The sequence below is a fragment of the Burkholderia sp. BCC1972 genome, from assembly GCF_905339605.1.
GTDB lineage: Bacteria > Pseudomonadota > Gammaproteobacteria > Burkholderiales > Burkholderiaceae > Burkholderia.
This window is the reverse complement of the sequence record NZ_CAJPGH010000001.1, coordinates 25998-39141: the sequence shown is the minus strand read 5'-3', so window position 1 is coordinate 39141 and position 13144 is coordinate 25998. Positions and strand designations below refer to the sequence as shown.

Genomic DNA, 13144 nt, shown 5'->3' with positions numbered 1-13144 from the left:
GCCCACTTCGCTGGCCGACAATCTCCTGACACACCTGACAGTTACATCGCAGCGCGATGAATCGTCCAATGGCGCTTCACGACGAGGAACCCGATGAGCGTACCCGCCCACTATCCCGCATGGCTCAGGCAGGCCTATGAACCATGCCGGCGTCTCGTTCCCGGTGCGATGCTGAGCGAGTCGATCGCGATCGACGAAGCGGCATTGCGCGTCACGGCGGAGGACATCCTCGCACCGGACGACGTTCCGTCCGTTCCGCTGGCCGCCTGCGACGGCTACGCGCTGCGTGCGGCCGATACGGCAACCGCTTCTGGCCGCGAACCCGTCGAGCTCGACTGCAAGGTCGCGCTGGGCGAACTGGCGTCGCGCACGGCCAGCCCAGCCGCCCGCGCGCTCGGCGAACGGCAAGCGGCCAGCATTCCGGCATACGTCGCGATGCCGGATCACGCCGACACGGTTGCGCCGAAAGCCGAGCATCAGTGGATCGACTCGAACACGGGCGCACGCCTGCGGTTTCATGCGCCGCTGGCGCAAGGACAACACGTGATCGCCATCGGCAGTGAGTTCCGGAAAGGACAGCTGCTCCTCGCGAAAGGGTCGCGGATCACGCCTGCACGACAGGCGGCGCTGATCGCGGCAGGTGTGCGCGACGTTGCCGTCACGAAGCGGCCGCGTGTCGGCGTCGTGATCGCCGGCTACGATGGGGTGCCGCCGGGTCACGCGCGCGAGCCCTGGCAACGATTCGACTCGATGGGCCCGTATCTGCGCGCGGTGCTGCGGCAATGGGGCTATGACGTCCCGGCGGTCGAATATCTGCCGCTGCACGCGTCGTTTCCGTGGTCGTCCGACGTGGAGCGCAACGAACGGGAATTCAGGCAGCAGCTGGGCGCGCTTTCCGGCCGCTACGACCTGATCGTCGGTGCCGGGTTGCCGGCCGGCGCGCCGTTCGGGATTCGCGGCCTGAATGCGCAGACGATGTATCCGAACAGTTCCGAACGGATCGCGATCAAGCAGGCACCCGGCGAGCGGTTCAATATCGGGCGAAGCGACAACCGTTCGCCGCCGACGAAGTGGACCGTCGAAACCCCCATGCCGTCCGGCGTCGCCTACCGCACCGAGGCATTCGTCAGCTACGACCAGGCCGTGCTGGTCAACCTGCCGGGACATACGAGCGGCGTCGCCGTGCTGCTGCACACGATCGTCCCGCACGTGCTCGATTCTCTGGAGCATGTCGCGGCGCCGGGGCCGTACTGGGAAACCGCACTGACCGCGCACGACGTCGAACCCGATGCCGAAGGCAACGGGATGCGATGGGGCAACCTGTCCGCCACCGAGCGCGGCGAATCGCGCGTCCGCCTGCTGCCGTTCCAGGGTGACGGGCCGATTCGCGGTGTCGCGCAAGCCGATGTGCTCGTCGCGATCCCGGCGGGCGTCGATGTGCTACCGGCCGGGACGCCCGTCCTGTTCCTGCGGCTGGACGGCACCGGCACGCGCACGTCGCCCACCGGCGTGACGGCGGACGAAACCGCGAACGTTCCGGCGCAGCCGCAGCAGGCCGCACCCTCCCCCGACGCACCGGTTGCCGGCACGGCGACGCCTGATGTTCGCGACACGTGGAAACGCATCGAACACGCGATCGCCGCCCATCCCGCCAGCTTGCCGGGCGGCCTGAACGGACCGGCCGACGATCATGTGCTTGCCGAATTGCATGCCGCACTGGGTGCGATGCTGCCCGACGACGTGATCGACAGCCTCCGGCTGCACGACGGGCAAGCCGATCCGGACGCCGTCTTCACCGAAAGCGACGCGTTGCTCAGCGCGCAGGAGATCGTCGCGCAATGGTCGATCTGGCGGAAACTCGTTACCGGCGGCGACTTCGACGAAATGACGTCGGAGCCCGACGCCGGCATCCGCGACGACTGGTACAACCTCAAGTGGATTCCGTTCACGCACGACGGCAACGGCAATCATCTGTGCATCGACCTCGATCCCGCGGAAGGCGGCGTGGCCGGCCAGGTGATCCGCGTGTGGCATGACGACGAGCTGCGCGAGCGCGTCGCCTCGAGTTACGCGGAATGGCTCGCACGCGTGGCGGCGGAACGCGACGACCCGGCCGGCGACTGACCGGCCTGATCGGCTCGCGCAAGCGCGCAGGTGTGCCGCCGCGCGATCCGCTTACTTGTCGGCCGCGAATGCGCTCGACATCTGCCGCGCGCGCTTCACATCGTCGCCGTGCAGATAGATCGACGTCGTCGAGATCGACGCATGCCGCAGGTTGTCGCGCACCGTCGTCAGCTCCGCCCCGCGCGCAAGTGCGTGAGTCGCATGCGTATGCCGCATCCAGTGCGGGCTCGCCTGGCGCAGCTTCTGCGCGAGCGCCGGGTTATCGGCCTCGACGGCATCGGCCGTCTGCGCAAAGAAACGCTGCATCACCTTCCACAGCCGCACGCTCGTGATCGCGGCTGCGCCGTCTTCCGCGAGACTCGCGATCAGCGGTGTATCGGGCCGCCAGCGCACCGGTGTCACCGGCAGCCGGCGCGCGACCAGATAGCGATCGAGCGACGAGCGCGCAAGCGGCGGCAGCGCGACGCGTGCGGCCTTGCTCCCCTTGCCGATCACCTTCAGCCATGCGTCGCCGTGCGCGTCGGTCTCGATGCCGCCGAGCGTCGCGCCGACCAGCTCGCTCGCGCGCAGCCCGGTCGCGTAGCCGAAATCGAGGATGAAGCGCAGCCGTTGCGCGGCTGCCGGCGTCCAGCCCGGCTGCGGCGCGCCGGCCGGCGTGCGCTTCTGGAACTCGAGCCCGTCGGCGATCGTGCGGACCAGCAGCCACTCGCCTTCGGTAAACGCATGCGACGTGTCGAGCGCGTTCGCGCCGCCCGTGTCGCGCACCTTCACGCCCGCGAACGGATTCGCGAGCAGGTAGCGCTGTTCGATCAACCAGCGGAACAGCGCGCCGAGTACCGACAACGTATACGCCGCCGACCGCGCGGACAGCGCGCCCGAGAACGGCCGCCAGTCGGGCGCGCCGCGCGGCCGCACCGGCCCGACCCAGCGTTCGTGCGGTGTCGGGCGCCGGATGAACGCGCGATAGGCGACCGCATCCTCGGTCGTCAGCGACGACAACGCGCGGCCGCGCTCGACGATTGCCCACAGGATCAGCCGCTCGGCCTCCTTCCGGTATGCGCGCCGCGTCGCGGCCGATTCGTGCAGCGACAGCCAGGCGTGCACGGCCGCGTAGTCGTTGTCCGCGTCGAGCGTGCTGGTCGCGCGCGGCGCGCGGAACGTGCCGGCCGAGCCGTCGACTTCGTGCGGCAGCTTCAGCTGCTCCCACGGCACGATGCTGCCGCGCGGCGTCGCGGCGATCAGTGCGCGCGCCCGTTCGGTCAGGTCCGGATGCCCGGCGAAGAATGCCTCGATGCGCCGCGCACCGGCCGCGCCGAGGCCCGCGATCGCGCGCCACCACTGGCGCCGGCGCGGAATCCGCACCGTCAGGTCGGCCAGCGTCGCGATGCCATGCGCACGCAGCGCGACGACCGCGCGGGCGGGCAGCCACAGACCCACGTCGTCGCTGATCTGCGGGATTGGCGCACGCGCATGACGCAGCAGGCCGATCGCTTCGGCCGCGGCTTTTGCCTCCCGTAAACGCTCACCGTCGGCATGGCCGAGCCGTTCCGCGAGATCGGCCCGGCCGGCCTGCCGCGCGACGCGCACGAGGCGGCGGCGAATCGCGCCGATCGCGCCGCGCGCCGACCGCCCTTCGCCGAGGCGATCGGGCAGGTAGCGCTCGACGGCCTGGCGCACGGTCATGCCCGCGTACCACGCGCGCAGCGCGGCCAGTTCGTCGGCGTCGGGAAAGCCTGCGGGCGCAGGCGCGGAATCGGGGGAAGGCGGTGAAGCGAGGCGCGGTTTCATGGGCGCCAGTTTGACAGAAGCGCGTGCGGTCGGAAACGGCCTGCGCGAAGCCTGTGCGACCGGGTTGACGCACACGCGCGAGATGCGGCCCCCCGCGTCACTCCTCGCCTTTCGCGCCCGGATTGAGCATCACGACGAAGCCGGCCACGCCGACGATCAACGCGATGGCGCCGCCGCGCAGCGCCATCGCTTCGTCGAACAGCAGCCCCGTCACGACGGCCATCATCCCCACGAGCGACACGAACACGGCAATCGCCGCGACGACGATGCGGTACTGGCGACGTATCATCGCGTGCCGCCGCGTCAGGCTGCTGCGGCAGCGGCCGGCTCGTCGGTGTCGTCGCCGCGAATCAGCAGCACCGGGCAATTCGAACCGCGCACGAAGCGCTCGGCGACGCTGCCGAGCAGCATGCGCCGCAGGCCGCGGCGTCCGTGCGTGCCGACCACCGCGAGATCGATGCCGCGCTCCCTCACATAGCGTTGCAGGCGTTCCGCGATGTCCTCGCCGATACTCTCGGTATCGACGAGTTCGGCCTCGCCTTTCGCGCCGGCCAGCGCGACGATCTGTTCGGCTTCGCGCAGCACCTTGCGCCCCTCGTCGCGGATTTCCTCGACGAGCGCATGCGGATCGAGACGGCCTGCGTACGTGAACAGCACCGACTTGTCGACCACATACACGACGCTGACGTGCGTATCGCCGGCGAGCGCCATCTTCACGGCCTCGGCAAGCGCCTGTTTCGACGAAGCGCTGCCGTCGACGGCCACCATGATCTTCTTGTACATGCGAACCTCGCTGGGTGAACTGCCGCGCGCCCCATCGCGCTCGGCCATGACACCATCATCGGCCGGCGACGGCGACGGACGTTGACGATCGTCAAGCCCGGCCGGAGCCGCGCATGCGGCAAAGCGACGCGACGTGAGCTCGGTCATCGCGTTTTCGGCGACGCCCGGAACCGCAGCCGACAGCCGGTCCGCCGAAGGGGCTTTCGAGCAGCCATCGCGCCGAAGGCGCTATCATCGACCATGCGACTTTCGTCCGGCCCTTTTTTGCCGGCCCCACTTTCAACTCGCTCAACCGACATGACAACGACTATCGAACGCGTGGACGGCGCCGCCCAGCATCTCGTCGCCGCCCGCCATGCCGGCTCGCCCGGCCCGCTGTTGCCCGATGCGCTGCGCCCCGAGGACGTCGACACCGCACTCGCGATCCAGCAGCGCGTGGCCGACCTGCTCGGCGAACCCGTCGGCGGATGGAAATGCGCGCTGCCGCCGCCCGACCGCGTGATCCTCGCGCCGATCTTCGCGTCGACGATCCGCGAAGCCGATGCGCCGTATCGCGTCGTCGGCGGCCCGATCGTGCGGATCGAGCCGGAAATCGCGTTCGTGCTCGATCGCGACCTGCCGGCACGCGAGCAGCCCTATGAAGAAGGCGACGTGCGCGCGGCGATCCGCGAAGTGCGCATCGTGCTCGAGGTGCTCGGCTGCCGCTATGCGGAGCCGGCGCGCGCGTCGAAGTTCGAGCTGCTGGCCGATGGGCAATTCAACCAGGGGCTGTGTGTCGGCCCGGTCGTGCCCGACGGATTGAACGTGCCGCTCGCGACGCTGGCGCTGTCGTTCGAAGGCGCGCTGAACCGCACGATCGATGGCCGCCATCCGGACGGCGATCCGCTGCAGCCGCTGGTATGGCTCGTCAATTTCCTCGCGTCGCGCGGCGACGCGGTGCGCGCCGGGCAGATCGTGACGACCGGTTCGTACGCGGGCGCGATCGACGTGCCGCTCGGCGATGCGCTGACGGTCCGCTTCGGCGAGCTGGGCAGCCTGTCGGTGACGTTGACCGCGTGACGGTCAGGTGCGTGGCTGCGCGGGCTTGCGCGACGGCAACGTCATCGCGGCCGGCGGGCGCCAGCCACGCCGATGCCGATCGGCACGCGCAGACAGACACGCACTGACCGAAGACATCCGACGCAGCTGACGCCGTATGCGGTCGCGTCTCGCACCGCCACCGCAGCCCCGTGATCGATCCGCCGCGCCCCGCCGTGATAACGTTGCACATCATCGCGCTCGCGGCCCAAGGGCCGCGCACGCGAACCGCTTTCACGCCGATACCCGCCATGTCGCTGACACTGCTTCCCGCCCTGTTCGACGAAACCCTGCGCATCGTCGCTCGCCGCTACCGGCTGCCGCCGCTCGACAGCACGTTGTCGCTGACCGACACCACGAATCCGGCCACCACCCTCGCAATCGTGATCGAGGAAGCGCGCCGGATGCAGACCGAGGGCCAGGCGCCCGGTGCGGCATTACGGCAGCGCTTCATCGATGCGCTCGCGCGGATGATCCGCGACGCGATGGATCCTGTATCCGGCGATCCGTCCTTTCAGGCGTCGGTGCTGCGGCACGATGCGCCGAGCGTGCGCGAATATGCATCGCTGGCCGCGCACGCCGAGCAGGACCGGCGCGCGCTGCACTCGGCGGTCAATGCGATCGCACACCCGGCCAAGCTCGAACGCAGCGCGCAGGCATGGCAACGCGACGGCCTCGCGCGCCTGCATGCGGCCGCGACCTCTGCGTCGTGGGCCGAACTGCATGCGGCGCTCGCGCAACTGCTCGCACTGCCCGAGATGGCGACCGACGAAGCGTTCGAGCAGGACATCGTCAGGCTCGAGGACAGCCCCGCGCTCGAACGCATGCTGCGGCTCGATGCGCTGGCCGCGGACGAGGACGTCCGCCGCTACCGCGCGCTGTGGGTCCGACAGGGGCCGCTCGTCGGCAGCACCGTCGCCGTCGCGCAGGGCGCCGCGTCCCAGCAGCGCGGCGCGGCCGTCGAGGCGCTGGCGGCACAGGCGCTCGACGCGCTGGCGCGCAGGCTCGACGCGGTGGACGAGCAGCGCACCTACCGCGTGGTCACGTCGATGCGCGTGCCTTCGTCGATCCCGGGCCGGCACGATCGCGCGAAAACCGAATGGGACGCGATCCTGGTCGAACGCGCGCGGGGCAGCGACCCGGCGTCCGCATGGAACGTGCGCTTCCTGGTCGAAGCGAAGGCCTCCGCGGATGCCGCGACGACCGATCTGCCGCGCCTGCTGCGCGGCCTGAACCTGCTCGCGCAGGCCGCGCCCGACACGGTCTATGCATTCGAGACGCATCAGGGCACGGTGCACGTGCATGGCGCATCGCTGCATGCATTGACGACCGACGAAGCGGCGCTGCCACGCGAAGTGCTGTATTGCTGCGACGCGTCCGCGGACACCACGCCGCGCCTGCTGGGCGCCGCAAGCCGGATGCAGTTGCTGTCCGCGCAGGCGAGCCTCGAATACGCGAGCGCGCTCGCGCAACGGCCGGATACCGATCCGGACGGCCTCGGCGTCATCTGGCACGCGCTGCTGACATTGCCGCAATGGCAAGCCGTGCTGCATCAGTACCCGTCGTTGCGGCAGGTCCGCGAGCTGATGGTGGCCATCGACGACTTACGCGCCGTGCTCGACGAAATGGATGACGGAGGCATCGCCAGCAGCGTATGCGCATGACGCGCTCAGTTGGTGAGCACCCCGAACGGCAGCGTCCATCCCGCCAGCCGGCCGCCGTCGCCCCAGCGCGCATCGGTTGCGCCGCACGGCAGCAGGATCGGCGCGGCCGCGCACTCGAGCGTCTCCTTCGGCGTGTGGCCGAATTCCGCCTTGAACAGCCGGTGGAAATACTTCTCGTCGGGAAAGCCGTGCGCCCAGGCGATTTCCGCGATGCGCTGATGCCGGCGCTGCGGATCGCCGAGCACGTGGTACGCGTGACGCAAGCGCCGCCGCGTGATCTGCCGCATCACGCCGCCCTCTTCCTTGAACAACTGATAGAGCCGCGCCCGCGACACGCCGATGTCGCGGCAGATCCGTTCGGGCGTGAGATCCGGCTCCAGCAGATGCACGTCGATGTAGCGACGCACGCGGTCGGCCAGCGCATGTTCGATCGGGCCACGTGCGTCGTTCAACGCCTGCGCGGTCGGCGACACCACCGCGGCCAGCAGCAACAGCATCGATTGCACGATGCTCGGCACGTCCTGCATGCGCACGTTCGGCAGGTTCCGGAACAGCGACAGCATCTGGTCGGCGACCAGCCGGCCCACGCCGCTCGTCAGCGTCTGGCCGTGCATCTGCGCTGCATGGCTCGGCAGCAGGTATCTGGGCACGACGAGGCTGATCACGTCGCCGGCCTCGACCTTGCTGTCGTTGATCTGCGCGACGTCGTAGACGAACAGGTCGCCGGCGCCCTTGATCAGCTCGGGCCCGCCGGTATGGCTCGCGACCCGACCGCCGCGCAGCAGCGTGAAGCGAATCGAATCCTGCCCGTCGAGCCGGATCCGCCGCGGCGTGCGGCGGACCGTATAGGTCGGCGCGCGCGAGTGCCAGTGCCGGCCCGACAAGATCAGTGGGCCGAGCGCCGCGCCGCTGGCTTCCGCATCGCATGCGCCGTGGCCGCCGTCGTCATCGAGCCGGTAGTCGCACAGCATGTCCTTGACCCAGACGTGGAACCGGTCCGGCTCGGGGTAGTCGATGGTGCGGAACTTGAAAACAGGGACAAATGCAGCTTGATCCATGACAGTTTTTTATCGAACCGGCGGGACAGGAAGAATCGGTTCGTCGATTATCGGACCAAATTGCGCGAGCGCAAGGCCCGCGCGGTGCATCGTCCCCTAAGCGATCGACCGACGCCCGATGCCGGGCGTGGTCGTCATCGCGGCCATCAGCGTTGCGGATGGCATTCCCAGTTGTTGTACGTCGGCCGATCGATCGGCGTGAGCCCCGGAATCATGAACACCGTACAGCCGAAACGCCGCCCCTTGCCGGTCGTCGCGTCGTAACTCACCTTCTGGCCGCCCAGCCCATCCTTCTTCCCGTACTGGACGTTGGCGATCGTGATCTCGTCCGACGACGCGAGCCCGAGCGTCTTCGCGGTCGATGTCTGGACGTCGACCATGTTCATCTGCGTCGAGCCGCACGCGGCAAGCACGAGGCCGGCGACCGTGACACCCAGCGCGGTCCGTACGGTGCAATACAAGGTTTGCTTCATGGTTTCTCCTTCGATTTCCCCAACGCGAGGTGCTTACGTGCCCGGCGTATAAAAGCTGGCCTGTACCTGGCTGCCGATCGTCGCGACGTACGATTGCCAGAGCAGCGCCATCGCCCCCGTCGCGTTGACGGCCAGCGCGGGCCACGACGCACTCTGCGGCGCCACCGTCGACGCGCTCCACGCGCCCTTCCGGTAGCTGGCCGCGATGACGGCCGACGCACCCGGCAAACCGGTGTCCTGCCACGCAGCCGTCACGTTGCCGCCCGCATCGACCGCGAGCGGCGGGTACTGGATGGCGGCGCCGTTCAGGTGTTCCGTCAGCCGCTGCAACGGCCCCCAGTTGCCGCTGGCATCGGACACGCTCACCTGCAGCGCCGCGCCGCCTTCCGCCCACATCGCGGCGGCCACGCCGTTTTCGGCGACGGCCAGCATCGGCGTCGCGATGAAACCGGTCGGCTCGACGATGGCAGGCGCCACGGGTTGCGACGGCTGCCACCCGGTGCCGGACACATAGCGTTGCGACATCGTGGTGGTAGCGAGCTTCCCGCCCGTCACGTCGAGCTGCCCCCAGAGCAGCGTGATGTTGCCCTTTGCGTCCATGCCGGCCACCGGCGAGATGATCGTCGTGAACAGGCTCGTGTTCGATACGGCCTGGTTGACGTCGGTCCAGCCGTTGGCCGCGTCGTACGTGGCCGTCCACAGCGCCGAGTGCGTATGGTTGGTCTGCCGCCACGCGAGCACGGCGCGGCCCGACGACAGCACCGAGATCATCGGCCCCACGTTGTCGGTGTCGCCGGTCACCGCGCCCGGCCCGGTCTGCACCGGCATCTGGATCAGCGCCGTCGGCGACCACTGTCCGGCCTGCGTGTAGCGCGTCCACGCGATACGCGTATCGAGCAGGCTGATCGACTGCGTCCACGCGACGAGCGCGTTGCCCTGGCCGTCGATCCCGGCCGAATAGGTCGAACCCGTCACGTCCGGCGCGACTTCGAACGCCGTGCCCCATCCGCCGGCCGGGGTGTACGGGCGCGCCCACAGCGCATACGTGTTCGGGCCCGGCATCCATTCGGTCCAGAACGCGACGGCCTGCCCGCTCGCGTTGCCGACCACTCTCGACGGGCTCGAGCTCGTCGTGTTCATCGAATGCGAACCGTCGCCCGTGTCGAGCCGCGTCGCGGGCCCCCAGCCCGAGCCCGCGGCATAGCGCGCGCCCCACATCTCGTTGCCGTTCGCGCCGGCCGGCCCGTTGGTCATCCACGTGGCGAGCGCATTGCCGCTCGCGTCGAGCGTCACGCTGGGGGCGGCCTCCGGCCCCTTGCCGTCCACCGCGGCGGCCGTCGACCAGCCGGCCTGCGGCTGCGTGGCGCCGCCGCCCGTCGGGCCGCCGTTCGACCCGCCGCCCGAACCGCCGCCGGGGGATGTCGAGCCGGACGGCGAGCCAGGATTGCTCGGCGTCGACGACAACGCGCCGCCGTTCGTCGTGACATCGTCGCCGCCGCATGCGGCCAGCGCGAGCGCAGCCGCCATGACCATCCATGTAATGGGTTTCATCGGAATCCTCTTGTTTTCATGTTCCGGCGCACTCTCGTCTGCCGTTGGCCGATACGACGTAACGTGTCGCCCTTGAGATTGTTAAGTTGTGCTACCAAATAGGCATGGAAACCGGCATCCGTTCGCGTCCGCTTCATGATCGATTCCATCGTTCGGATCGACGCGAACACCGCTTTCGCAGACCTCCCCCGTCGTGCAGCGCGGCCCCCCGTCAGATCGTCTATCGCCGGACGTCCGCCGCTGCCGGCTGCATCTTAATTCAAGCGATCCGGATTCAAGGTGGCGTTGCGTCCACACTGAGTGGATTTCCGTTTCACGGCGGCCGGGCTTCGGCCCGGATGGCGACCCTGCGCACTGCCAGCCGTTACGCCCCGTGAGGTACGATACGCGCCGGGGCAAAGCGCCCCCCTGAGAGAACCGGCCGTCGCGGCCACCCACCCAGCACAAGAAAAATGCGAAGAAACCCGACGCTGCACCGAAACCTGTTCGCCGCGCTGGCGGCCAGCCTGCTCTGGATTCCGGCCGCCCATGCCAGCGGGGACGACGGCTGCTATGCCCCGACCACGCTCCGGCAATCCGGCTACTCGTGCGCCAACCTGCCGATGCTGAGCCCGGCCAACGACACGCGCGTCAACGCGATGCTGCTGATGGTCGACAGCGCCAAGGTCGCGCAGGTGTTTCCGGACCCGAAGACCATTCCGGCGAAAGACCGGATCAACCAGATCATCGTGCCGTTCCCGATGGATTTCTCCGGATGGATCGATATCGGCCAGAAGGCGCCCGAGAAGTCCGGCGACACGGCGGATGCCGACGCATCGTCGAACCGCTACGCCGACGGCGAAGGCAGCATCTGCCGCAGCATGAGCGCGGGCGCCGATGCATTCACCGAGGCGCTGACCGGTGCCGGCGGCCTGCCCGCCGACGAAGCCGCGCGCCTGCGCGCGGCGCGCACCGACATCGCGCAGAAGACCTGTGCCGCCGGCGGCGCGAGCGCCGCGTGGACGAAGCCGCCGGTCAAGTCGCCGCTCGGCCAGCAGTTCGCCGCGTATCTCGACGGCACGAACGCGTTCTACCGCGCCGACTTCCTCACCGCGACCCAGTCGTTCGCGAAGGCTTCCCACAGCGCGAACCCCTGGCTGAAGGAAACCGGGCTCTACATGGCCGGCCGCGCGCAGCTGAACGCCGCGCAGGCCAACGTGTTCGACAACGACAGCCCGACGCCGACGCGTGCGCGCGTAATGAAGGTGTCGCTCGACGCCGCGAACACGGTGTTTCGCACCTACCTGAAGGTGTATCCGCAGGGGCGCTATGCGGTGTCCGCGACGGGGCTGTTGCGACGTGTCGCGTGGCTCGGCGGGAACGTCACGCAGCAGGCCGACCTTTACGGCCACGCGCTCGCGCGCTGGTCGCCGGCCACCTCGAACGTGCCGCTGATGCAGCTCGCGAACGAACTCGACAGCAAGCTCCTGTTCGGGCCGGAATTCGACGCGCGCCAGATCCAGTCGCCCACCGTGCTCGCGACCGTCGACCTGATGCGCATGCGCGTGTCGGACAGCGGCGATTCGAGCAGCAGCAAGCCGATCACGCTGGACGAGCTGCAGGCGCAGAAGCCGCGCTTCGCGAACGCGCCCGCGCTCTACGACTATCTGCTCGCGACCTGGTATGTGCAGGTCGGGCACAAGCCGGATGCCGCGCTCGAACTGCTGCCGCAGACGCCCGCCGCACCGCTCGACTACTTCGGCCTGAGCCAGCAGGCGCTGCGCGCGTTCGCGCTGGAAGACAGCGGCCAGCGCGACAAGGCGCGCCAGCTGTGGCGCGACCTGATCCCGCTCGCGACATTCCGCTTCCAGCGTGAAGCGCTGGAACTCGCGCTCGCGATCAACCTGGAGCAGGCCGGACTCGTCAACGACGTGTTCGCCGACGATTCGCTCGTGCAGAACACCGCGATTCGCGCGGTCCTGCTCCGGCGCGCGGCCAATGCGGACCTGCTGCGCGCGCAGGCGCAAAACCCGGCGGCAGGCGGCGCGCTGCGCGACACCGCGCTCTACACGCTGCTGTACAAGGAACTCACGCGCTCGCACTACGCGGAGTTCATCGCCGACACCGCGCTGGTGTCCGGCACGCCGGCCGATCCGCTGAAGCCGTTCATCGCGGCCGGCCCGAGGAAAGACGACGGCTATACGTGTCCATCCGCACGCGACATCGCGACGACGCTCCAGCAGAATCCCGCCGACGCGAAAGGGTTGAACTGCCTCGCCGATTTCGTGCGCCTCAATCCGCTCGTGGCCAACCTCGAAGGCGATTCGACGCCGTGGGTGCGTTATGCGGCACCGGCGAGCACCCCGCGCACGCCGCCGCCGACCCTCGGCAACGCGCCGTCGCAGTTCGCGGGCAAGCCGTACGAGCGGATGGCGAGCTACGTGACGGTGATGGCCGATGCGCAGGCGAACCCGACCGACCGCGCGTACGCGTTCTACCGCGCGATCAAGTGCTATGCGCCGGCCGGCTCCAACGAATGCGGCGGCAAGGAAGTGTCGAAGAGCACGCGCAAGCGCTGGTTTGACACGCTGAAGACCGCCTATCCGGGCAGCCCGTGGGCGCAGAAGCTCCGCTACTACTGGTGAGC

Annotated in this window: 10 protein-coding genes; 4 read left to right on the top strand and 6 right to left on the bottom strand. The window is 69.2% G+C overall.

Annotation, left to right across the window (positions count from 1 at the left end; genetic code table 11):
• Positions 1-93: 93 nt before the first annotated feature.
• Positions 94-2124: an SMI1/KNR4 family protein gene (locus U5798_RS00180; protein WP_322080798.1), complete on the top strand. Its 2031-nt coding sequence runs from the start codon at positions 94-96 to the stop codon at positions 2122-2124.
• Between the two features lie 51 nt (positions 2125-2175).
• Here the strand turns inward: U5798_RS00180 and U5798_RS00175 are convergent, their stop codons facing one another.
• The 3 genes from U5798_RS00175 to U5798_RS00165 form a co-directional block, all read right to left on the bottom strand.
• Complete coding sequence (locus U5798_RS00175; protein ID WP_322080797.1) at positions 2176-3912, bottom strand: phage integrase family protein; 1737 nt, start codon at positions 3910-3912, stop codon at positions 2176-2178.
• A 97-nt stretch (positions 3913-4009) separates the two neighbouring features.
• Positions 4010-4201 carry a DUF2964 family protein gene (locus tag U5798_RS00170; protein WP_059242109.1) on the bottom strand — a complete coding sequence of 64 codons (192 nt, stop codon included), beginning with the start codon at positions 4199-4201 and terminating at the stop codon, positions 4010-4012.
• 14 nt (positions 4202-4215) lie between these two features.
• Positions 4216-4695: a universal stress protein gene (locus U5798_RS00165; RefSeq protein ID WP_124456309.1), complete on the bottom strand. Its 480-nt coding sequence runs from the start codon at positions 4693-4695 to the stop codon at positions 4216-4218.
• A 297-nt stretch (positions 4696-4992) separates the two neighbouring features.
• Here U5798_RS00165 and U5798_RS00160 point away from each other — a divergent pair, with 297 nt between their 5' ends.
• Positions 4993-5754, top strand: a complete 762-nt coding sequence (locus U5798_RS00160) for a 2-keto-4-pentenoate hydratase (RefSeq protein WP_124456308.1) — start codon at positions 4993-4995, stop codon at positions 5752-5754.
• Between the two features lie 269 nt (positions 5755-6023).
• A complete protein-coding gene (locus U5798_RS00155) occupies positions 6024-7436 on the top strand; it encodes a 3-deoxy-D-arabino-heptulosonate 7-phosphate synthase (protein WP_322080796.1) in 1413 nt (470 codons plus the stop codon).
• A gap of 5 nt (positions 7437-7441) precedes the next feature.
• Here the strand turns inward: U5798_RS00155 and U5798_RS00150 are convergent, their stop codons facing one another.
• The 3 genes from U5798_RS00150 to U5798_RS00140 form a co-directional block, all read right to left on the bottom strand.
• A complete protein-coding gene (locus tag U5798_RS00150; RefSeq protein WP_322080795.1) occupies positions 7442-8494 on the bottom strand; it encodes an AraC family transcriptional regulator in 1053 nt (350 codons plus the stop codon).
• Between the two features lie 146 nt (positions 8495-8640).
• The gene (locus tag U5798_RS00145) at positions 8641-8967 is read right to left on the bottom strand and encodes a hypothetical protein (RefSeq protein ID WP_322080794.1); all 327 of its coding nucleotides are present in this window, start codon (positions 8965-8967) and stop codon (positions 8641-8643) included.
• A 33-nt stretch (positions 8968-9000) separates the two neighbouring features.
• Positions 9001-10518: a hypothetical protein gene (locus tag U5798_RS00140; RefSeq protein ID WP_322080793.1), complete on the bottom strand. Its 1518-nt coding sequence runs from the start codon at positions 10516-10518 to the stop codon at positions 9001-9003.
• Between the two features lie 452 nt (positions 10519-10970).
• Between U5798_RS00140 and U5798_RS00135 the strand changes: the two genes are divergently transcribed.
• On the top strand, positions 10971-13142 hold the full coding sequence (locus U5798_RS00135) for a hypothetical protein (RefSeq protein ID WP_124456303.1): 2172 nt from the start codon (positions 10971-10973) through the stop codon (positions 13140-13142).
• Positions 13143-13144 lie beyond the last annotated feature (2 nt).